This window comes from Streptomyces sp. NBC_00090 (assembly GCF_045160815.1).
GTDB lineage: Bacteria > Actinomycetota > Actinomycetes > Streptomycetales > Streptomycetaceae > Streptomyces.
Genome location: NZ_CP108224.1, coordinates 4720333 through 4742828, shown reverse-complemented (window position 1 = coordinate 4742828; position 22496 = coordinate 4720333). Strand labels below are relative to the sequence as shown.

Annotated in this window: 12 protein-coding genes and 1 pseudogene; 5 read left to right on the top strand and 8 right to left on the bottom strand. The window is 71.5% G+C overall.

The genetic code is table 11. The features are described from left to right. The first annotated feature begins 3 nt into the window (after positions 1-3). Positions 4-453 (top strand): nitroreductase family deazaflavin-dependent oxidoreductase, encoded by a 450-nt coding sequence (locus OG361_RS21155; RefSeq protein WP_405855768.1) that lies wholly within the window; start codon positions 4-6, stop codon positions 451-453. A 47-nt stretch (positions 454-500) separates the two neighbouring features. After that, the gene (locus tag OG361_RS21150) at positions 501-1613 is read left to right on the top strand and encodes a hydrolase (protein WP_405855766.1); all 1113 of its coding nucleotides are present in this window, start codon (positions 501-503) and stop codon (positions 1611-1613) included. A gap of 64 nt (positions 1614-1677) precedes the next feature. Here the strand turns inward: OG361_RS21150 and OG361_RS21145 are convergent, their stop codons facing one another. From OG361_RS21145 to OG361_RS21115, 7 genes and pseudogenes are all read right to left on the bottom strand, one after another. After that, entirely contained in the window at positions 1678-3171 is a 1494-nt protein-coding gene (locus OG361_RS21145; RefSeq protein WP_405855764.1) for an IMP dehydrogenase, read from the bottom strand. A gap of 367 nt (positions 3172-3538) precedes the next feature. Continuing rightward, a complete protein-coding gene (locus OG361_RS21140; RefSeq protein WP_405855762.1) occupies positions 3539-4726 on the bottom strand; it encodes a PLP-dependent transferase in 1188 nt (395 codons plus the stop codon). Between the two features lie 77 nt (positions 4727-4803). Beyond that, positions 4804-6138, bottom strand: a pseudogene (gene lysA / locus OG361_RS21135) (diaminopimelate decarboxylase); the annotation flags it as partial. Then, positions 6126-13301 carry an amino acid adenylation domain-containing protein gene (locus OG361_RS21130; RefSeq protein WP_405855760.1) on the bottom strand — a complete coding sequence of 2392 codons (7176 nt, stop codon included), beginning with the start codon at positions 13299-13301 and terminating at the stop codon, positions 6126-6128. The gene OG361_RS21130 and the pseudogene lysA, both read right to left, overlap by 13 nt. Beyond that, positions 13270-14010 carry a DUF6875 domain-containing protein gene (locus tag OG361_RS21125; RefSeq protein WP_405855758.1) on the bottom strand — a complete coding sequence of 247 codons (741 nt, stop codon included), beginning with the start codon at positions 14008-14010 and terminating at the stop codon, positions 13270-13272. Before OG361_RS21125 ends, OG361_RS21130 begins: the two co-directional genes overlap by 32 nt. Next, positions 14007-15011 carry a TauD/TfdA dioxygenase family protein gene (locus OG361_RS21120; protein WP_384571608.1) on the bottom strand — a complete coding sequence of 335 codons (1005 nt, stop codon included), beginning with the start codon at positions 15009-15011 and terminating at the stop codon, positions 14007-14009. Before OG361_RS21120 ends, OG361_RS21125 begins: the two co-directional genes overlap by 4 nt. Before the next feature lie 453 nt (positions 15012-15464). Beyond that, positions 15465-16700 (bottom strand): ATP-grasp domain-containing protein, encoded by a 1236-nt coding sequence (locus OG361_RS21115; RefSeq protein ID WP_405855756.1) that lies wholly within the window; start codon positions 16698-16700, stop codon positions 15465-15467. Between the two features lie 681 nt (positions 16701-17381). Here OG361_RS21115 and OG361_RS21110 point away from each other — a divergent pair. The 3 genes from OG361_RS21110 (at position 17382) to OG361_RS21100 (ending at position 20877) form a co-directional block, all read left to right on the top strand. After that, complete coding sequence (locus tag OG361_RS21110; RefSeq protein ID WP_405855754.1) at positions 17382-18680, top strand: MFS transporter; 1299 nt, start codon at positions 17382-17384, stop codon at positions 18678-18680. A 100-nt stretch (positions 18681-18780) separates the two neighbouring features. After that, on the top strand, positions 18781-20043 hold the full coding sequence (locus OG361_RS21105; protein ID WP_405855752.1) for a valine--pyruvate transaminase: 1263 nt from the start codon (positions 18781-18783) through the stop codon (positions 20041-20043). 321 nt (positions 20044-20364) lie between these two features. Further along, positions 20365-20877: a flavin reductase family protein gene (locus OG361_RS21100; protein WP_405855750.1), complete on the top strand. Its 513-nt coding sequence runs from the start codon at positions 20365-20367 to the stop codon at positions 20875-20877. A gap of 83 nt (positions 20878-20960) precedes the next feature. Here the strand turns inward: OG361_RS21100 and OG361_RS21095 are convergent, their stop codons facing one another. Continuing rightward, positions 20961-22271 carry an LLM class flavin-dependent oxidoreductase gene (locus OG361_RS21095; protein ID WP_405855748.1) on the bottom strand — a complete coding sequence of 437 codons (1311 nt, stop codon included), beginning with the start codon at positions 22269-22271 and terminating at the stop codon, positions 20961-20963. Between the last annotated feature and the right edge of the window lie 225 nt (positions 22272-22496).

Sequence of the window (22496 nt, the reverse complement as noted above, 5' to 3'; positions counted from 1 at the left end):
TGCGTGACCGCCCCGGACCCGTTCGCCATCGCCCCCACCGACAGCCGCGTCAACGGGATCGCCAACCACGCCCGCCAGTACGCCGCCACTGCCGGAGCCGAGGGCCACGACTGGCAGGGCGCCGAGACCCTGCTGCTGACCACCATCGGCCGTCGCAGCGGTCTGTCGCGCCGCACCGTCGTCATCTACGGCCGCCACGAGGACGCCTACGTCGTCGTCGCCTCCAATCTCGGCGCCGACAACCACCCGGACTGGTACCTCAACCTCCAGCAGCACGACACGGCCCTCATCCAGGTCCGCGACCAGCAGTTCACCGTGCAGGCCCGCACCGCCACCGGCGAGGAGCACGTGCTCCTGTGGAAGCTGATGACCGGCCTGTGGCCCGCGTACGACACGTACCAGCAGTCGACCCGGCGCCCGATCCCGACCGTCATCCTCCGGCCACAGTCCTGACCTCGCCCCGTGTGCACCGTCACCCGAACCCCTCCAGGCCTGCCCACATGACGCTCATGCCCTCCCCGCCCGTGCTCGAGGTCGAGGCCGCCGCGCTGTCCGCCGCCGAGCACGCCCCCCATACCGACAGGGCGGGCCGGCTGCCCGACGCCGTCGCCGAGGCCCTCACCGGCACCGGTCTGCTCGCCCACTTCGTCCCCCGAGCCTTCGGCGGCGCCGCGGGACGGTTCGACGACTGCCTGCCCGCGCTGCTCCGCCTGGCCGAGGCCGACCCGTCCGCCGGATGGTGCGCCGCGATCATGGCCTCCATGAGCCGGATGGCCGCCTACCTGCCCGCCGCCGGGCAGCAGGCCGTGTGGGCGCACGGCCCCCACGTGTCCCTCGCCGGCACCCTGCAGCCGGCCGGCACCGCCACGCCCACCCCCGGCGGATGGCTGCTGTCCGGGCGGTGGCCCTACTGCAGCGGGGTCCACCATGCCCGGTGGGCCCTGCTGTCCGCCGTGCCCGAGGGGGCCCCCGGCCCGCGGTTCCTGCTCGTGCCCCGCTCGGCGTGGACCACCGAGCCGACCTGGAGCGGTGCGGTCGGCCTGCGCGGCACCGGCAGCGACACCCTCGTCCTCGACACCGAGGTGTTCGTCCCCGAGGACCACTCCTTCACCCGCGAGCAGCTGTTCACGGCCGCGGACCCGCCCGCGGACGGGGACTGCTACCGCGTACCGCACGAGGCGATCAGCGGCCTCTTCTTCGCCGTTCCGCTGCTCGGTACCGCGCGCGCGGCGCTGACCGCGTGGACCGCCGCCGCGAGCCGGAACCCGTCGGCGGGCTCGCTGCGCGACAGCGACGCGGCGCTGGCGACCGCCTCCGGGAAGATCGACGCCGCGGACCTCCTGCTGCGCCGGGCGGCCCGTACCTGCGACGAGCCCGATGCGCTCACCGCACTGCTCGCCGCCCGCTGCCGCCGCGACCACGCCACCGCCGCCGGGCTCCTGAACGGAGCCGTCCAGACCCTCTTCCACAGCGCGGGGGTACGCGCCACCAGCGGCACCGGCGCGCTGTCGCGGCTGTGGCGGGACGCCAGCACGGCGGCACTCCATCCCGCCCTCGCCGTCCCGCCGGCCGCCCAGGCGTACGCCACGCGCCTGCTGCGGCCCGCCGAGTAGACGGCGGACGGCCCCGCGCCTTCGGCACTGAGGCCGAGGGCGCGGGGCCGTCCGGTCGACCGGCTTACTCCCCGGCGTCGATGGCGGGCCGGCGTACCTCGATCTCGGCGCCGGTCTGCTTGAACGACTCCGCCGACACCGGGACCAGTACCGCGTCCCGGTGGAAGTCCCGCAGGGTCGTCGACCCGCAGCTGATCATGGTGGAGATCAGCTTCGCGCGGGTGCGCTCCACGTTGTCGTACAGGCTGCCCGCGTACGGGACGTAGCCGTCGACGCCCTCCTCGAAGACCATCTGGCCGCGCTGGCCGTAGCGGTCCGCGTTCTGCGCGCGCCGCGAGCCCTCACCCCAGTACTCCTTGTACCACTGGCCGCCGATCTGCAGCTTGCGCGACGGGCTCTCGTCGAGCCGGGCGAAGTAGCGGCCGAGCATGATGAAGTCCGTGCCCATCGCCAGGGCCATCGCCATGTGCGAGTCGTTGAGCAGACCGCCGTCGCAGCACAGCGGCACGTACACGCCGGTCTCCTGGGCGTAGGCGTCGCGCGCCTCGACCACGGCGAGCAGCGCGGAGGCCTGACCGCGGCCGATGCCCTTCTGCGCCCGCGTGGTGCAGATGGCACCGCCGCCGATTCCCACCTTCACGAACGCCGCGCCCGCGTCGGCCAGGTAACGGAACGCCCGGCCGTCGACGACGTTCCCCGCACCGACGAAGACATCGTCCCCGTACTTTTCCCGGGCGAATTCGAGGGTCTTCGCCTGGTACACGGAATAGCCGTCGGAGGAGTCCAGGCACAGCACGTCCGCGCCGGCCTCCACCAGGGCGGGAATACGGTCCTTGAAGTCACGCGAATTGATGCCGGCACCCACGCGCAGACGCTTTTCGCCGTCCACCGTCGCACGGTTGTACGTCTTGTGGGCCTGGTAGTCCCGCTTGAGGACCAGGGAGGACACCCGGCCGTCCTCGAGCACCGGCAGCACGTCCAGATGGTGCTGCCAGATGAGCTCATTGGCCTCGGACAGCGAGACGGAGGCGGGAGCGGTGACCAGGTTGTCGCGGGTCCGCATGCGGTTGCCGGCGCTCTCCGTGGCCCCGTGACGCTCCAGGTGGAAGTCGTCGAGGCTGATGACGCCGAGGAACTCGCCGTCCGCTTCACCGCTCTGCGTGACCACGGCCACGCCCTGCTCCGCCTTCGAGAGCCGGCGGGCGACCTCGCCGAGAGGCGTCCCCGGCGCCACGGTGACCTCGCTGGTGCGGAAGCCGGCCTTGTGCCGCTTGACCGCCAGCACGTCCGCGGCCTGGTCCTCGATCGGCTGGTTCTGGTGGATGAACGACAGCCCGCCGACCTGCGCCAGGGCCACCGCCAGCTTCGGCGACGACACCGCCTGCATGACGGCGCTCACCATGGGCGTGGCGATCCGAACGGCCGACTCCTCGCCGACTCGGTGACGCACCAGCGGCGCCCCGAGATCCACATTGTCCGGCGTGCAGGCCTCTGTGGTCAGGCCGGGGATGAGGAGGTATTCACTCAGCGTGCGAGAGATCTCAGGGAGGATTTTCACGTCGTCTCCAGAAAGGAGCCTGCAAACCACTACCGGTCAAATTGGCGAGGCTCGTGCGGGCAGTGCAGATTGTCGCCACCCGGTAGCGCACAGTCGGAAGAATGCGCTCTTCGGAAATCCTGAGAGCGGGCACACCGGGCGTGACAAGTGCTCGCGCGCGGCCGAATCGACAGCGAGGTAACCACAGACCCAACCTGCACGGTGCTGCACAGGCGCTGACTTCCATTACGCCATACGAGATGGTACCGCACTGCACACGTTCGCCCGCTGGGCGGCGAATTGCCCCGCACCCGAACCTCCTGCGGCTGGCACCGACCGCCGCGCCGGCGCGGACCGTCGGAACGGGTCGGCGCCGGCGGTCGACGGCTCAGGAGTCGACGGAATCCTCTGCCAGGGACAGCACGTGGGAGAGCGCCTGGTCGAGGTCCTTGATGATGTCCGCGACGTCGTTGCTGTAGCCGAGGGCCAGCCGCACCGTGCCGCGCGGGACCCCGATGCTCACCAGCTCGTCCTCGGAGTACTCGAAGTAGGTGAAGAACGTGCTCTGTTCGACGAGCGTGTGCGGAGCGCCGAAGTTCGAGGCCATGAAGGGCACGCGCAGGCGGTCGACGACCTTCGCGGTCTGCTCCTCGCTCATCCTGAGCTCGAAGGTGATGACCCCGCCGAAGCCGTTCAGGTACTCCTGCGCCAGCTTGAAATGCGGGTGCGACTCGAGGCCGTTGTAGTAGACGCGGTCGACGGCCGGGTGCCCCTCCAGGAATTGCGCGACCTCCAGGCCCATGGCATTGACCCGCTCCATGCGCAGTTGCAGCGTGTAGAGGCTGCGGCGCAGCAGGAAGGCCGAGTTGCCGTCGATGATCGGTCCGGTCGTGTCCCGGTACCAGCGCAGCTTCTCGATCAGCTCCTCGCGGCCCGAGGCCACCCCGGCCACGATGTCGCCGTGCCCGCTGAGGTACTTGGTGGCGCTGAACAGCACCAGGTCCACGCCCCACTGCAGCGCGTAGTAGTTCGGCGGCGGCGAGAACGAGCTGTCCAGGGTGAGGATCACGTCCGGCCCGACGGCCGCCCGCACCCGAGCCACGTCGATCAGGTACATGTGCGGCGAGGACGGCATCTCCAGGTGCACGAGCTTGATCCGGCCGCGCAGCGCCGCGACGTTCTCGATGAACGCCTCCGGGTCCCGGATGGAGAACTCGTGCACCACGACGCCGAACTTCGGCAGGATCTGGTGGAAGACGTTGCGCACCTGCCGGTACGACTCGGACGGCAGCACCACTTCGTCGCCCGCCTCGAGCAGCGCGAGGAACGCGGTGACGTGCGCGGCCATGCCGGAGGCGAAGACCAGGGAGCTCTCGGCGCCGCTGAGCTCGCTCAGCTTGTTCTCCACCTCGACCCAGGTGGGGTTGGAGTAGCGGCCGTAGCGTCCCGCGGGCACGGACCTGTCGTGCAGGCCGTCCTTCACGTGGTCCGCGTTGTTGAAGTAGTAGGAGGCGCTCTGGTACGTCGGCGACTCGATGCTGTTGGTGTACGCATCCTGGGGACGCTGTTTGGTCATCGTGGCTCCTTGCCGGCACGACTGGGGCAGTGGCTGCCGCCACGGCGGCCGGGGGGGCCGCCGTGGCGGGTTGGCGATCAGCCGACGTCGAAGCGCATCAGGTCCTCGATCGTCTCGCGGCGCACGATCTCGCGCGCTCGCCCCTCGGCCACCGCGATCACGGGCGGTCTCGGGATCTGGTTGTAGTTGTGCGCGAGGCTGCGGCAGTACGCGCCGGTGCCCGGCACCGCGAGCAGGTCGCCGGCCCGGACGTCGGACGGCAGGTGGTCCTCACGCACCACCACGTCCCCGGCGTCGCAGTGCTTGCCGACGACGCGGACCAGTGCGGGGGGCGCGTCCGAGACGCGCCCCGCGAGCTGGACGGAGTACGTGGCGTCGTACAGCGCGGTGCGCACGTTGTCGCTCATGCCGCCGTCGACCGCGACGAAGGTACGGATGCCCTCACGGTGCTTGACCGCGCCGACGCGGTAGAGCGTCACCCCCGCGGGCCCGGCGATGGCGCGGCCCGGCTCGATCGCCAGGCGGGGCACCGGAACCCCGAGTGCGGCGCACTCCTTTTCCACGACGGTCCGCAGAATGTCGGCCATCTCCTTGGCCGGCGTGGGGGCGTCGTGCTCGGTGTAGGCGATGCCGAACCCGCCACCGAGATCCAGCTCGGGCAGCTCGATGCCGTCCCCGGCGAGCTTGGCCCGCAGCTCGACGAGCCGCTTGGCGGCCGCCTCGAAGCCTGCCGTGCCGAGGATCTGCGAGCCGATGTGGCTGTGCAGGCCGCGCAGTTCGAGCAGCCCGCTGTCGGCCACCCGGCGCACCGCCCGTTCGGCCTCTCCGCTGACCAGTGAGAAACCGAACTTCTGGTCCTCGTGCGCGGTGGCGATGTGCGCGTGGGTGTCGGCCTGCACGCCCACCGTGACCCGCAGCAGCACCCCGGGCCTGCTGCCGGGAAAGCGCGGCACCAGTTCCTCGAGCCGGTCGAGTTCCTCGGTGGAGTCGACGACGATGCGCCCGACCCCGTACGCGAGGGCCGCGGCCAGGTCCGCCTCGGACTTGTTGTTGCCGTGCAGCAGGATGCGCTCGGCCGGGAAGTCCACGGCCTTGGCGTAGGCGAGTTCGCCCTCCGTGCAGACGTCCAGGCTGAGGCCGGTTTCCTCGACGACGCGGGCGCTGGTGAGGGTGAGGAACGCCTTGCTCGCGTAGTAGACGTCGAAGTCGTGGAACGCCTCACGGAAGGTGGTGCAGCGCTCCCGGAAGTCGGCCTCGTCGAAGACGTACGCGGGTGTTCCGTACCGCTCGGCGAGTTCCGTCACCGGTACGCCGCCGATGCTCAGCACCCCGTCCGGGCCCTGTTCGGCCGTCGTGGGCCAGATGCCGGGGCGCAGGGCGCGGACCTCGGGTGTCGTGGTCACGAACCCTCCCCGTCGCGCTGGGGGTTGACGGCCTGGCTGAGTTCACCGGCGCTGAGCATGCTGACGTGGTCTCCTGGGATCGTGGTGACGGTCACGGTGGCGCCCAGCGGACGCCAGCCCTCGGGGGCCTTCTCGTGGCCCGCCGTGACGACCTCGGGCAGGCACATCGTCAGCCGCGGCACCTGCCCGGTGGGCCGCCACGTGTTCATCGCGGCGTGGAAGCTCAGACGCATCCGCAGCTTGCCGAGCAGCGGGTGGTCGGGGGCCCCCGGCCCGGCCGGGCCCAGCAGATCGACGAGCGCCGCGGCGCGCTCCGGGATCGGCAGCTGCCGGGTCGCGGCGAGCGCCTCGGCGATCGCGGGCTTCGTCTGGTGCGGGAGCTCGACGTGCGCGTGGTCGACCAGGGCGGCGTCCGGGTTCGCCGGCGGGTCGGCGGGCGTCGGGTCCATCACGATCAGGTCGTCGATGCGATCGCCGTCGCCGTCCGCGTACGCCTGGCGGGCGATCTCGTAGATCAGCGGCGCGCCCATGCACCAACCGGCCAGGGTGTACGAGCCGGAGGGCTTCGCCGCCCGGATCTGGTCCAGGTAACCGCGGGCGAGCGCGCTCATCGTCGTGCTCTCGCAGGTGTGGTCGTGCGGCAGGCCGTAGCAGTCCCAGCCGCGGCCGAGCACACCGGCCATCGGCGCGTACCAGTCGATCCGCCCGTCCACCGGGTGGATCATGAACAGCGTGCGCGCGGGGCGGTCCACCGGCGCGGTGGTCAGCGGGACCGTCCGGGCGGCGCTCTCCACCTCGGCGGCGAAGCGGTCGGCGACCTGCTCCGCCTCCTCGGCCGACAGCAGCGCCGGATCGACGGAGAGGTGGCAGACCACGGTGCCGTCCGTGGCCGGGGCAACCGTCACGTCGAGCGGTGTCGGCAGCACGTTGGCGGCGGAGATGGTCGCCGCCTCCGGAGCCGCGACCGGCCTCAGCACACGCTCACCGGTGGGCAGTTGGTGCCCGCCGAGGTAGTTGAACGTGATCTGCGGCGAGGCGACAGAGCCCAACTGCATCCCGAGCGGCGACTCCGGGTGCAGGTAACGCGCCTGGCCGAAGCCGGTACCGGCGTCCGGGACCGCGGCGAGCTGCCGGTCGACGGCGGCCGCGGCGTCGACGAGGCGAGCCGGATCCGCGTCGAGGTCGGTGAGCAGCGCCGGGTAGAGCGAGGTCAGCCAGCCGACCACGTTCTCGAGGCGGCCGTCGCCGGCCTGGGTCCGGCCGTGCCCTTCCAGCCACACGTACAGGTCCGAACCGTCGCTGTGCGGGGCCAGCGCACGGTGCAGCGCTGCCAGCAGGACGGCCTGGGCGCTGATGTCGTGCAGCCGGCGGGTCTCCTGACCCAGGTACGTGGCGACCCGCTGCGACAGGCGGGAGCTCACCCGGATCCGGTCCCCGGCCGCGGAGGTCGATGCGGCGGTTCCGGCACCGGAGAGGACCGGCTTCTGCGCCTTGGCGAGCGTCTCCCAGTGCGTGTCCGGGGCGGGTGCCTCGGTGGCCCGGTCGGGGATGCCCGGTGCCGCGCCGTCGGGCAGCTCCCGGCCGTCGCGCAGGGCCCGGTGGGCCCACGCGATGTCGTCGGTGAGGATCTGCCAGGACACCACGTCGACGATCAGATGGTGCGCGATCAGGTACACCCAGGTTCGGGTGCCGCCCGGGTCGCGCACGATCGCGAAGTCCGCCAGCCGGCCGCCGTCGATGACGATCTGCCGGTGCAGGCCGCGCAGTCGGGCCTCAAGCCGCTGCGCGAGCGGCTGATCGCCGTCCGGCACCGTGTGCTCGCTCAGCAGGTCGCCGGCCGGCTCCTCGTCGAGGACGGCGGTCCAGGTGTCCCCGTCGCGGGTGAACCGGGTGCGGAACGCGTCGTGCCGGCGGATCACCCAGGCGAGCGCCGCGCGCAGGGTGTCCGGGTCGCCGTCGTCGGCGAACTCGAACAGGCGCGCCTGGTGGAAGTGGTCCGGGTCGGCGAACCGCTGGTCGAAGAACCAGCCCTGGATCGCGGTGAGCGGAAGGGCGGTCCCGCCCGGACGGCGTTCGGTCACCGCGACGACGTCGCTGTCGGGGCGGTGGGTGATCAGGTGGTCCAGGGCACGGACGGTCGGTGCGGTCAGCAGTTCCGCGATGCTCACGTCCACGCCGAGGGCCCGGGCCCGTGCGGCGGCCCGGATCGCCTGCAGCGAGTCGCCGCCGCATGCGAAGAAGTCGTCGTCGAGGCCGATGCGCGGCTGCTGGAGCGTGTCCCGCCACACCTGCAGCAGCAGCTGCTGACGGGGCGTCTCGGGCTCGGCCGCCGGACCCGTACCGGTCTGCTCCGGCGGTTCCGGCAGCTGCGACGCCTGGATCTTCCCGGTGGACGTACGGGGAAGCCGGTCCATGATCACGAAGCTGGTCGGGAGCATGTACGAGGGCAGCCGCTGGGCCGCCCACTCCCGCATGTGCTCCGGACGGACGGCGCTGTCGGCAGGGGCGGCGACGTACGCGACCAGTCGCGCCGCGTCACCGGATCCCCGCAGGAGCACCGCGGCGTCGGCGACGTCCGGCTGCTTCAGCAGACAGGCGGTGACCTCCCCGAGTTCCACCCGGAACCCGCGGACCTTCACCTGGTCGTCGAGACGTCCGAGAATCTCGAAGCTCCCGGACCGGAGCCGGACCCGGTCCCCGGTCCGGTACAGGCGCTGCCCGGCGAGCGGTCCGCCCGCCGGGACCGGGAACCGCTCGGCGGTCAGCTCGGGGCGGCGGTGGTAGCCGAGAGCCACCCCGGGGCCGCCGATGTACAGCTCGCCGGCCGCGCCGGCGGGCAGCAGGCGCCCGTCCGGGTCCAGCACCACCATGCGGTAGTTGGCCAGCGGGCCACCGACGCTCACTCGCGTCCCCGCACCCGGGGGTGCCGGGTACAGGCGCTGCGCGGAGCTCCAGACGGTGCCCTCGGTGGGGCCGTACTCGTTGTCCAGGGCCGCACCGGGCACGCGGACGGCGTGCTCGCGGATGTCATCCGGGCTGCACGCCTCGCCGCCGATGGCCACGACCCGCAGCTTCGGGGTCCATCCGACCGGGAGCGTCCGCACCAGCTGCCGGTAGAACGACGCGGTGAAGTTGACGTGCGTGACCTCGCACCGCTCGACAAGAGAACGGATGCGGTCGGGGTCCCGGGCGTCGTCGGCGGTGTCCGGGACCACGATGGTGCCGCCCGACCACAGCGTCCACAGCATCATGTGCGGTGCGACATCGAAGATCACCGGCAGTGTGACCAGGGTCTTGACCGGCGCGCCGGGCTCCGTGCCCGCCGCCTCCAGGTACCTGGTGCGGCCGTGCACCGCGGCGCATGCGTTGGCGTGGCTGGTCAGCACCGCCTTCGGGGTTCCGGTGGAGCCCGAGGTGTAGACGAGGTACGCGCCGTCGGCCGGACCGACGTCTCCGTCGGCCGGGGCGCCGGTGTCCGGTGCCGTGCCGACGGGCAGGTCGTCGGCGTACACCACGGGCACGCCCGCGGGTGCCCCGGACGGCGCCGCACCGGCCAGGGCGGCGCGGTCGGCGACGATGACGCTCGGGGCGGCGTCCTCGTACATCGCGGCGGTGCGGGCCGAGGGCTGCGCCGGGTCGATGCACACGTAGACCGCGCCGGACCGCGACACGGCCAGGATCGCCGCGACCAGGCCGACGCCGGCGGTGCAGGTGAGCGCGACGACCGCGCCGGCCTGCAGGCCCGCGTCGGCCAGCCGCCGCTGGAGATCCCGGGCGTGCAGATCGAGTTGACGGTACGTCCACGAGGACCCGGCGTGCTCGACCGCGACCGCGTCCGGGTGCGCGGCCACCGCGGCCGCGAAGCCGGCGTGCAGTGTGCCGTGCGGAACCCGGTCGGCCGGGCCGGTGCTCATGGCCAGGACCCGTGCCGTCTCGTCGGCACCCAGCAGGTCCAGCTCGCGGACCGGCTCGTCGGCCGCGCGCGACAGCAGGCTCAGGACCGTTTCGAACCCGCCGAGGAGTTCTTCGGCGGTGTCCGCGTCGAACAGGTCGGTGTCGTACTCCCACAGGATGGTCATCCCGCCCTGTCCGCTCCCGTCCGGGTGGCGGGGGTCGGGGACGCACACCACGTTGATGTCGCCCTTGGCGGACGCGTTGTGCTCGATGACCAGGCTGGCCTGCACCGGCCCCATCCGCAGATACGGCCGCGGCGTGTCGTGGAACGCGAACATGAGGTTGAACAGCGGGTTCCGGCCCGGGTCGCGCGGCAGGTCCAGGCGCGCCAGCAGGTCGAGCAGCGGCAGTTCCTGGTGGTCCTGCGCGCCGAGCACGACGTTCATCGTCGCGCGCAGCAGCTCGCTCAGCGAGCCGGCCGGGTCGATGCGCACCCGCAGCGGAAGTGCGTTGACGAACATCCCGAGCAGCCGGTCGGTGCCGGGCTGGCGGCGGTTGACCAGCGCCGACCCGAGAACGATGTCCTCCTCGCCGGTGTGTTGCCACACCTGCAGCGCGAACGCCGACAGGAACACCGCGAAGCGGCTCACCCCGTGCCGGGCGGCCAGGTCGTCGAGGCCGTGCATGACCTCGGCCGGGATGTGGGCGCTGAGCCGGCCGCCGCGGTACGACCGGGCCACCGGCCGGGGCCGGTCCGCCGCGAACGTCGCGCCGTCGCGGGGGCAGCCGGACAGTTCGTCGCACCAGTACGCGACCTGACCGTCGTAGTCGCCGCTCTCCCGCCAGGCGTGATGCCAGGCCGCGAAGTCGCGGTACTGCACCGGCAGCGCCGGCAGCTCCGGCCGGCGGCCGGCGGCGATCGCGTCGTACGCGTCGCGGAGTTCGGCCAGGAACAGCTGGGCGGACCAGCCGTCGTGCGCGAAGTGGTGTTCGACCTGCAGCAGCCGCCACTCGTCGGGGGCGAGGCGGAACAGCTGCCAGCGGACCAGCGGCAGGATGGCCACGTCGAAGCCGACGGCGACCTCGGCACGCATCCGGGCCGCGAGTTCCGCGGCGCGGTCCTGCTCGGGCAGGCCGGTGAGGTCGACGACCTCGACCTTCGCCTGCCAGGGTTCGTGGACGACCTGGACCGGCCCGTTGGTGCCGTCGTGGAAGGTGGTGCGCAGGATCTCGTGCCGGGTCACGATGTGCGACAGCGCCCGCTGCAGCGCGGTGATGTCCACCGGGCCGTGCATCCGCAGGGAGAACTGGGTGTTGTACGCGAGCGCGTCCGCGGTCAGCTGGGTCAGGACCCAGATCTGCTCCTGCTGACCGCTGAGCGGGAAGCCGGCCGCGCCGTCCGGCCCGGTCTCCGTGGGGGCCGTGCCGGGCTGGATCCGCGGACGGTCGGACGGGGCCCCGGCGCGGACGAGGGCGGCGATGTCCCTGATGGTCGGGGTCGCGAACAGGGCGCTGACCGGAAGGTCGACGGCGTGGTCGCCGGCGACGATGGCGGCGAGCTGGATCAGCGCCAGGGAGTTGGCGCCCAGCATCAGCAGCGACCGGTCCACCGGAACGTCCGTCAGGCCGAGGATGGTGGCGGCCGCGGCCGCCAGGTGCTCTTCGAGGGCGTCCGCGGGCGCGGCGCCGGCCGAGGACGGGTCGGGCAGCCGTGCCTGGTCGATCTTCCCGGCCGCGGTCCGGGGCAGTTCGTGGATCACGACGTACGCGGAGGGGACGAGGTACCCCGGAACCCGGGCGCGCAGATAGCGGTCGCAGTCGGCGATGAACGACGCCTCGCCCGCGCGGTCCGCGTCGGGCCCGGCGGCCGACGGCTCACGGTCCGCGTCCGGGACCGGAACCAGGTAGGCGACGAGAGAGGTCGACCCGGAGACCGAGGCGACGGCACGTCCGGTGACGTGCGTCGCGAGGATCCGGGGGTGCTCCATCAGGACGGACTCGACGTGGCCCGGTTCCACGCGGTGCCCGCCGACCTGTACCTGACGGTCGGCGCGCTCCAGGAACACGAAGTCGCCCGAGGGGTCCTGCTGGACGAGGTCACCGGTCCGGTACGCCCGCTCGCCGTCGACGGTCACGAACCGCTCGGCGGTCGGTTCCGGGCGGTTGAGGTAGCCGAGCGCGAGGTTGGCGCCGGTGATGACCAGTTCGCCGGTTCCGGTGGTGGGCCGGCCGTCGGCGTCGAGGAGGAGGTAGCCGGTGTTGCGCACCGGCCGACCGATGGTCATCGGCGTCCGCTGCCCGGTCTCGGCGTCGTAGACCCGGCCGTAGCTGGAGACGACGCATGCTTCCGTCGGACCGAACTCGTTGAACAGGGTGGTGTCCGGCAGCAGGCGGGCGTGCCGCTCGATCACGGCGGGGCTCCACCGCTCGCTGCCGATTCCGACAGCCTTGAGGCTGGTGGGCGGCCGGCTCGCGGCACGGTCCAGGAAGACGCTGTACAGCGACGCCGGGTAGATCAGCTGCGTGACGCCGTGCTCGTGCACCAGGTCGACGGTGCGGACGACGTCGGTGAGCCCGGCCGGGTCGATGATCAGGGTGCCGCCGGTCAGCAGCGTCCAGAACAGGACACCGGTGGTGAGGTCGAACGCCGGCGAGTGCAGCAGCAGCACCCGGCCGGCCTCGCCGAACCGGTCGGTGCGCGCCGCCGTGGAGTTCAGCAGCGCGGAGTGGGGGACCAGCACGCCCTTCGGCGCGCCGGTCGACCCCGAGGTGTAGATGACGTACGCCGGCTGAGAGGGGTCCACCGCCCCGTCCGCGACCGGAGTCGTCGGCTCGTGCGCGGCCAGGTCCTGGTACGACCGCACCGGCGCGGTCGTGTGTTCCCGCAGCCGGGCGGCCCGGTCGGCGGTGGTGATGACCAGCGCCGGCCGGGCCTCGGTGAACACGTCGCGCAGGAAGGCGTCCGGCGCGTCCGGGTCGAGCGGCAGGTACACGGCCCCGGCGGCGAGCACCCCCAGCACGGTGGCGACGAACTCGGGCGAGCGCTCGATGACCACGGCCACGACCCGGGCACTGCCCGATGAGGCGGAACCCGGCGTGTCAGGACACGCGGCCCGCACGCCGGCGGCGACGGTGTGTGCCTTCTCGGCCAGGTCCTGGTAGGTCAGCGCCCCGGACGCGGTGACGACCGCGTCCGAGGTCCGGTGTTCGTGGTAGGCAGTCTCCAGCGCCGCGGCGAGGGTCAGCTCAGTGAGAGCGGCCGGGGTATGCAGGGTCACGATGACTCTCCCGATGAAAGAGTTGACGGGCGGCACTCACCTTGGCCTCGAGGCCTTCCCGCGCCGCCGGGCTGAGCCGGGGGCCGATGTGCCGCTGATACGCCAGGAGGTAGCTGAGCCGGTCGGCCGGCGGGGTGCCGGGCTGGTCGGCGAATAGCAGGTCGTGGGGGGTCATGGCGCGGACGGCGAACATCGGCTCCGGGCACTGCATCACCGGGAACGCCCGGTTGTGCACACCGCCGACGGTGCTGTCCGCGTGGAACTCCCCCAGCATCAGGCCGCGTTCGACGGACTCGGGCCGCAGGAGGCCGTGGCCGCCGTCGATGAAGTCGGCCGCCCGCTCGCCCGGCAGGCCGGGGAAGAACCCGAGCAGCGCGGTGGACGACCGGTGCGGCCCGGCGGCAACCTCCTCGAACAGGTCGAGCAGCAACCGCCCGGCATCTGCGGCATCAGCGGGGGTCGTCCCGTGCACCGTCAGCGCGACCAGCCACACCGTGTTGGCGCGGATGGCGGGCTCGAGCCGTGGACAGACCGCCCCGGACCGGCCCAGGTCGGGGTGCGGCTGAGTGACGAACTCCGTCACCCAGCGCATTCCGGCCTGGTACTGCGGGTAGCGGTCGACGACCGCGGCGGCGTCGGCCGCCCGGGTCAGCGACCCGGGCACGACCGACGGAGCCGCGGCCGCGACCATGGGCTGGGCCGCGCTCACCGGGCTTCGTGCGGGGCCGCGTCGTCGTCCGTCTTCGGCGCGACCAGCGGCACGCCCGCCAGTGCGTACGACGTGAAGCCGTCCGGGCCGACGGGGATGTCACCGACGGTCGACGTCCGGTGCATGATGCGGACGTGGCCCTCCTCGGTGAGGTGGTCGATGTCGGCGGCGGCCAGGTGCGCGGTGGTCCGGTTGTCCCACACCGCGAACGAACCCGGCTCCCAGGCGAACCGGCAGGTGTACTGCGGCCGGGTCAGCTCCTCGAACAGCAGCTCCAGGAGCTTGCGGCTCTCGACCGGGTTCATCCCCAGGATGCGAGCGGTACGCGACGGGTTGACGAACAGGGCCTTCTCGCCGGTCTCGGGGTGCACGCGCACCACCGGGTGCACTGCCTCCCGCTCGTTCCCGATCATGTCGAGGGCCTTCTTCTCGACCGGGTCCCGCGGGTCCAGCTGCTGGGCGGGCCAGAAGGTGTGCAGCGCCTGCAGCCCGTCGATCATCTTCCGGATCGGCTCCGACAGCCCCTCGTAGGCGGCCACCAGGTTCGTCCAGTGCGTGTCGCCGCCGAACGGCGGGACCTCGTCGGCGCGCAGGAACGCGATCGCCGGCGGGTTCACCACCTGCGAGGCGTCGACGTGCCAGCCGCTGATGCTGGTCACCCACTTGGCGCGGAACACCGCCTCGTAGTCGGCGCCCACCAGCTTCTTGTCGAGCTGCGGAGAGATCGTCAGGATCTGCGGGAACGGGTTGAGTTCCTCGGTGTCCTGGATCCGGGCGCGTACGGCGAGCGGGCCGAAGCGCCCCGCGAACGCGACGTGCGAGGCGTGGTCCAGGTGCTGGTCGCGGAAGAACAGCGCCTTGTGCTTGTAGAGGGCCTGGCGCAGCTCCTCGACGGTGGTCTCGTCGAGGTCGGCCTTCAGGTCGATGCCGTCGACGTACGCGCCGATGTAGCCCGCGGCCGGGCGCACGTTCAGCTTGGTTGCGGTTGGCGTTTGCGACATGGTTCACCCTTGTCGTTCGTGTCGCGCCCGATGGCGCGACGGATCTCAATTCGTGTTGGTCCAGGCGTAGTTGAACGGCCGGCGGTCAGTACGGGTGGGCTCGCGGCTCCGGACACGGCGCAGGCCTGCGTGCTCGACGGCCGGAGACGGACCGCTTGCGGCCGGCCCGGTCCCGGCCGGGCGTTCGGCCTCGGGTCCCGGGGCGGTCGTCACGCTCGGCGGCAGGGCCGCCCCGTCACGATGCGCCGTACGCGCCGGGAGCCGGTCCGGCGGTCTCCGTCCGTACCGGTGCGTCCGGTCGTACCCGTACGCCCGGTCGTCCGGCTTCCGCACAGCGGCCGGAGATCTCCTGCGGCAGGCACCCGACCCGGGCCGGGTGCCTCGCGGACCGGTGTCAGCCGGCTCTTCGGGAGTGCTGGACGGCAGGTGATGTGATCACGATCTGCTCCGTCATCACTCCACCTCCGCCCAGACGTCCCGGGCGGCTGCCACGGCCGCGTTGTAGGACAGGTTCACCGAGTCGGCGACCGTCCGGATCTGGCACAGCGCGCCCCGGTAGTCCACGGGCGGGAAGACTTCTTCACCGATCTGCGCGCCGGGCAGGACCTGTGCGACGAACGGCGCCCGGACGGCCTCCTCGACCCCGTACAGGGCGCTGAGCTTGCCCCGCTGCGTCGGGTAGACCGTCATGGTGGTGGACGCCCGGCCGTTCTGGTTCAGCGACGGCAGCTCCGTGCCGAGCGCCGAGGCGGCGAGGATCTTGGTGAGCGGGCTGTCCAGGCAGTCGTTCATCATCAGCGGGATCGCGGCGCCGGGGGGCCGGATGTTGATCTCGATGATCACGATGTCGTCGTCGCTCATCACGGCGAACTCGGTGTGGAGCATTCCCTGGCGGATGTCCAGGGCTGCCACACACGTCTCGACGGTCTGCCGCATGCGGGCCTCGACCGGCTCCGGCACCTGCACGGGGAAACTGTAGGAAATCTCGCAGAAGGCCGGGTTGGGTCCGATCTGGCGGTCCGTGACCCCCAGGTGGTGGCAGCGGCCGTCCGTGATCAGGGTTTCCAGGCTGTAGAGGGGGCCGCGGACGTACTCCTCGGCCAGCAGCCCGCCACCGAAGAACGGGACGTCTTCGCTCAGCTCGGCGAAGGCGGTGACGGCCTCTTCCGCGTCGCGGACCAGCGTGACGTTGAAGCTGCCGGCCCCGCGGCTGTTCTTGAGCACCACCGGGACGTCCAGCTGCTCGACGAAGTCGACCAGTTCCTCCGGGCTCTCGGGGGCGCACCAGCGCAGGTTCGGGACCCCGGCCTCGCTGTAGAACCGGCGCGCCGAGCGCTTGTCGCGGATGGTGCGGACCGCGTCCGGGCTGGGGTACGGGACCCCCAGCTGCTCGGCCAGGACCGCGGCGAACTCCACGCTCCGGTCCAGCAGGCAGACGACACCGGTCGGACCGCCCGCCTCGCGGATCCGGTCGACGAGGTCGGAGGGAACGTCGGCGGTCATGGTGGAGGGGACACGGAAGACCCGTCCCCGGCGTTCGAGCTCCTCGACGACCTCGCCGCAGAATCGCGCCTTCGCGGCCTCGAGAGGCTGGTCGGTGATGTAGGCGGTGTCGATGCCGTTCTCAACCGCCCACTTCACATGGGACATTCCGGTGCCGGTCCGTATGGACTCGATGAAAAGAAGCATGGAACATCCCCCGATGCGGTTGAACAGGATCGATCTGCCTGTCGAGTGATCGCCTCTTGGATCGGCGCGGTGGCGCCTCAGCCGTCGATGGTGGCGATGCACTGCTGTTGTTCGGTGCTCGTCCGGTGGGGCCCGGTGACCGACGCCGGTCCCGGACGCTGGTCATGGCCGGGAGGGCCCCTTTGGGCGAACGTACGGGGGACGATACGACAGTTTGTAGGATCGCAAAAGATCTTGACGCCACCCTGCTCGACGGCGTAGTTAAGAAGTGGAGCGGAAATTCCGCCTCTTGCGCAGCCCAACTGCCTCCCGGGCCCGCATTGCTGACGTAACGGAGTTTTGTCGGGCGCGCCCGGCGCCCCTACGCTCCCGTCGGTGGGCCGGCCTCACGGTTGTGGCGCCCCTCCCACAACCCCTCCACCGTCCGCGCCGGCCGGTCGGAAGCGATCGGATGCGCATTCGACGGGCGTGTGTACAGTTACCCTGCCTCAGGCCGGAGTTGGGTGCCGTATCCCCCGTTCCCGCCTTGTGGAGTTGCGAGGGCAAAGCCGCCGCTCTTCATGATGATGGCGACCTGAGGCGTAACCGGCGTCTCGGTGTGAACAGTTGACGTGACATCTGAACCGGTGGTGCCCCGATGCGAGTTCCTGCCCACGCCTCGCCCGCGCTCTGGTGCGCGAAATGAAGTTCGCCGACAAGTTCGGCGCCCTCGCCGAGCGCAACTTCCGCCTGTTGTGGATCGGCCGTACGACATCGTCACTGGGCGACGCGCTGATGCCGGTGACGCTGGCGTTCGCGGTTCTGTCGGCCGGCGGCAGCGCGGCCGACATCGGGCTCGTCATCGCCGCCATCATGGTCGCCCGCACGCTGCTGCTGCTGGTCGGCGGCGCACTGGCCGACCGGCTGCCCAGGCGTCTGCTGCTCGGCGGCAGTGACCTCTTCCTGTGCGCGGTGCAGGTGACCGCCGGCGTCCTGCTGTTGACCGGCCACGGCAGCGTGACCCTGCTGCTGAGCACGGCGGTCTGTTACGGCGCCGCCTCGGCCGTCACCCAGCCGACCCTCACCGGCCTGGTGCCGCAGACCATCAGCAAGGAGAAGCTGCAGCAGGCCAACGGCCTGATGGAGCTGTCACGCAGCGCGGCACAGGTGATGGGACCGGGCCTGGCCGGTACGGTGGTGGCGATCGCCTCTCCCGGCTGGGTGTACCTGCTCGACGCGGCGACCTTCCTGGTCAGCGCCATCGCCCTGGTGCTCCTCCCGCTCGCGCCGCCGGCGAAGCGCGGCGACCGTACCCACATCTTCGCGGAGATCGCCGCCGGGTGGAGTGAGGTCGTCCGCCGGCCCTGGTACTGGGTGACCCTGTGCGGCCACGCCATCTGGAACGTCGGCTCCAGCGCGTTCGTCGTCCTGGGGCCGGTCATCGTCGTCCGTCAGGCGGGCGGTGCCGCCAACTGGGGCCTGGTGAGCGCGAGTATGGCCACCGGTGCCCTCATCGGTGCCGCCGTCAGCATGCGGTACCGCCCGCGCAGGCCCCTCGTCGCCGCACATCTCGCGCTGCTGCTGACCGTGCTGCAGCTCGCCGCGCTGGCCGGGCCGTCCCCCACGGCCGTGATCGCGGGGGCGGCCCTGATCAGCGCGGCAGGGGTGGCCCTCCTGAACAGCCTCTGGTCGACGGCGGTCCAGAAGCTGATTCCCGAGGAGGTGCTGTCCCGTGTGTCGTCGTACGACTGGCTCATCTCCTTCACGGTGGCGCCGCTCGGATACGCGGCGGCGGGCCCGCTCGCCGAGGCGATCGGAGTGACCAGGACGCTGGAGCTCGCGCTCGCGTTCGTCGTGGCCGGTGTGGCGATCGTGCTGCTGGTATCGCGCGTCCGTCAGCTCCGGCAGACCGGCAAGGGCGAACTGTACGGCTGGCCGGATCTGGACGACCGCGAGCCCGACCGGTCGTCGCCTCTCGCAGCCGCCGGAGAACCGCGGTGACCGGCCGGGAGGCACAACACCGCCTGCGGCACCCGGCTCCGGCCCTTCCTGACGCATGGCCATGGGCCATTCCACTCGGTGTTGAGGAGAAGCTGTGCCGTTGTCGCTGAGTGGTACCAAGATGGCCGGACTCTCCGGCCTGCGCAGCATCATGGAAGACGTCGCCGCGAGCGCGGCCGGGGCATCGGCCGACGAATGGCTCAACCTGAGCGTGGGCAACCCCGCCCCCATCCCCGCGGCGCGTGACATGTGGCGGGCCGCCCTGACGGAATCGACCGCCGAGGACTTCGACGGGGCCGGCTGCCGCTACGGCCCCTCCCGTGGCAGCCACGCCCTTGTCGAGGCCATCGCCGACTACTTCCACCGGAAGTACGGTTGGCAGCTCGGCCCCGAGAACATCGTCGTCGGCCCCGGCAGCCAGATGGTCTGCTTCGCCGCGGCCGCCCTCTTCGCCGGCCCGGGCGTGCACGGCGACCGACGGATCGTGCTCCCCATGGTGCCCGACTACACCGGCTACCAGGGACTGTGCATGCACGACGACGGCATCGCCGGCGTCGCCCCGCTGATCCGCCGTGAGGAAGGCCACAGCTTCCGCTACGCCCTCGACATCGAAGCGCTGCGGCGTCGCACGGACATCGGCATGATGCTGGTCTCCAGTCCGGGCAATCCCACCGGGCGCGCTCTGACCCGCACCGACCTGGAGGCGCTGACGGCGCTCGCGGCCGAGCGTGAAGTGCCCCTGTTCGTCGACAACGCCTACGGCGCGCCCTTCCCCCGGATCGCGGAGACGCACACCGAGCCGGTGCTGAACGACAACGTCGTCAACTGCTTCTCCGCGTCGAAGGCCGGACTGCCCGGCGAACGGATCGGTTTCGCGATCGGCCACCCGAAGTACATCGGGCCGCTCGCCTCGTTCATGTCCAACTCCGTCCTGCACGCGCCCCAGCTCGCCCAGCACGCCCTCGCCCGGGTGATGGCCGACGGGCGTCTGGACTCCACCACCGGCACCGCGATCACGCCGTACTACCGCGAGAAGAAGCGCTTCGTCGAGGAACTGCTCGGCGAACTGCTGCCGGCGGACGTCGACTGGCGCATGCACTCCGGGGACGGCGGCATGTTCTGCTGGCTGTGGGTGGACCACCCGTGGTTCGACGACACCACGCTGTACCAGCGGCTCAAGGACCGGAAGGTCTTCGTCGTACCGGGGCGGCACTTCTTCGTGGACCCGCTGCGCACCCCCGGCCTCGCCGAGCACGCGACCCGGTGCTTCCGCCTGAGCCTGAGCGCCGACGAGAAGGTGATCACCGAGGGCGTCCACCGGCTCGCCGACGTGCTGCGCGAGATGCGGGACGGGGTGGCCTGACCGGGTGGCCGGGCCGTCACGCCGGTTCACTTCCCACGGCTTCGCGTAACTCCTCGTAAGTCGCCCATGACGTGACGTGGCCTCGCGTCACGTCACTTCCCATCACGTCACGTCACTTCACTTCACGTCACTTCACTGCGGCGGGACCGTCGGGGCCGGTCGTCCATGTGCCCATGCCCTGCGACAAGGCCCCGAACGTGCCGCGTGCGCCGCTTCACCGGCGCGCGCACGGCCCCGCCGCGTCCGGTCCACAGCGAGAACGCCTGCGCCCGTGAGCTGCGGGCTCTGTCAGCGGACAGACCAGAGAAAGAGGAACACCCCATGACCCTGTCCACCGGGACGGCGCCGGCCTCCGTGGGACCGGCGGAATTCCGGGACGCCATGGCGCACCTGGCTGCCCCGGTCACCGTGGTCACGACGCTCGACGCGGCCGGACGCCGCCTGGGCTTCACCGCGAGCGCCGTGACCTCCGTCTCCATGGAGCCGCCGCTGCTGCTGGTCGGCATCGGCCGTGAGTCCAGCTGCCACCCGGCGCTGACCACCGCCGACGAGTTCGTGGTCAACCTCCTCGGCGAGGAACACCGCGCCACCGCCCGGGCCTTCGCCACCCGCGACACCGACCGCTTCGCCGCCGCAGGGGGCTTCGAAACGTGGCCGGGCACCGGTCTCCCGTACCTGCCCGGCGCGACCGCCGCGTTCCGCTGCCGGCGCGCCGGTGTGGTTCCGGCCGGCGACCACGACCTCGTCCTCGGCGAACTCATGGAGATCCACACCGGCACGTCCGCCGCGCCGCTCGTGTGGTACCAGCGCGACTTCCACACGCCGCGGCGCTGACGGGCCGGGGCCGTCGGGCGGCTGCCTGAACGGAACGGCGTACGACGCACGCCGTCCCGTGCGCCCACGGCACCGCTGCGGCGCTACTGCCCGTCCGGCCCGGCGAGCGGCTCGAGTCCGAGGTGGTCGCGCAGGGTCGTACCGGTGTACTCGGTGCGGAACAGCCCCCGCTTCCGCAGCTCCGGAATCACCCCGTCCACGATCAGCTCCAGGCCCTCCGGCAGGTAGGACGGAAGCATCATGAAGCCGTCCGCGCCGCCTTCCGCCACCCACTTCGCGAAGCGATCGGCGATCTGCTCCGGGGTGCCCACCATCATGAGGTGCCCCTGGGACACCACCTCGGCCTCGATCAGCCGGTTGATGCTGTACTTCTCCTCCACGGCCAGCTGCCGGAAGACCTCGTACCTGCTCCTGCGCTCCTGGACCGTCTCGACGGCGGGCAGGAGTTCCTCCGGAACGGGCTTCGACGGGTCGAGTCCCGAGAGGTCGACGCCGCCCAGCTGCTTGGACAGCCACGCCAGTCCGATGTCCATCCGGATGAGGTGGCGAAGCTCGTCCTCCATCCGCAGCGCCTCGGCCTCGGTGCTGCCGAGGAGCGGGTGGACCCCCGGAAGGATCTTCACCTGCTCGGGGTCGCGGCCCGCGGCGCGGACCCTGGCCTTCATGTCGCTGTAGAAGTCCTGACAGCCGGCCAGCGTCTGCTGGGCGGTGAAGACCACCTCGGCGTGACGTGCGGCGAACGACCGGCCGGTGCCCGACGAACCGGCCTGGACGAGCACGGGCCGCCCCTGGGGGCTCCGGGGGACGTTCAGCGGTCCTTCGACCGTGAAGTGCTTGCCCACGTGGTTGATCTTGTGGACATGCGCGGCGTCGGCGTACACCCCGTTCGCGCGGTCCATGACGATCGCGCCGGGCTCCCAGCTGTTCCACAGCGCGGTCACGACGTCGACGTACTCGTCCGCTCGCTCGTAGCGGTCCGAGTGCTGCGGCAGCGGCCGGCCGCCGAAGTTCACCTCGCCGTGCCCGGAGGTGACGATGTTCCACGCGGCGCGGCCCGCGCTGATGTGGTCGAGGGTCGCGAACTGGCGGGCGACGTTGTACGGCTCGCTGAAGGTCGTCGACACGCTGCCCACCAGGCCGATCCGGCTGGTGCGCGCGGCGAGGGCGGAGAGCATGGTCAGCGGTTCTATGTGCGGGAAGCAGCCGCTCGCCAAGTGGGTGCTGTTCAGGGACAGTCCGTCGGCCATGAGCAGGGCGTCGATCGTGCCGCGCTCGGCCAGTGCCGCGATGTCACCGTAGTAGTCCAGCGAAGTGGCCCCTTCGGCACGGCTGTTGGGACGGCGCCACGCGCCCTGGTGATGTCCAACCCCGCCGATCAGGGAAAAGAGGTGCATCGACTCTCCTGTTGATCACTGTGATGAGGGCCCAATCTACGACAGCGCAACAGCACTTGACGGTGCGGCGCGGCAGCCGATGCGCCCCTCCCCTCGTGGTGTGGAGAACCTCTCGAACCTCTCGATCGCCTCGTCTTTTCGTCTCTTCTCTCTTCGCCTCTTCGATCACGCCGCCTGGGCCGGGAAGTCGCCGAGGGCGCTCTCCAGGAGATCGAAGACGTGCGC

Coding starts and splice junctions, on each gene's coding strand:
- OG361_RS21150 (WP_405855766.1), top strand. CDS start 501: ATGACGCTCATGCCCTCCCCGCCCGTGCTCGAGGTCGAGGCCGCCGCG.
- OG361_RS21140 (WP_405855762.1), bottom strand. CDS start 4,726: ATGACCAAACAGCGTCCCCAGGATGCGTACACCAACAGCATCGAGTCG.
- OG361_RS21120 (WP_384571608.1), bottom strand. CDS start 15,011: ATGTCGCAAACGCCAACCGCAACCAAGCTGAACGTGCGCCCGGCCGCG.
- OG361_RS21115 (WP_405855756.1), bottom strand. CDS start 16,700: ATGCTTCTTTTCATCGAGTCCATACGGACCGGCACCGGAATGTCCCAT.
- OG361_RS21110 (WP_405855754.1), top strand. CDS start 17,382: ATGAAGTTCGCCGACAAGTTCGGCGCCCTCGCCGAGCGCAACTTCCGC.
- OG361_RS21100 (WP_405855750.1), top strand. CDS start 20,365: ATGACCCTGTCCACCGGGACGGCGCCGGCCTCCGTGGGACCGGCGGAA.
- OG361_RS21095 (WP_405855748.1), bottom strand. CDS start 22,271: ATGCACCTCTTTTCCCTGATCGGCGGGGTTGGACATCACCAGGGCGCG.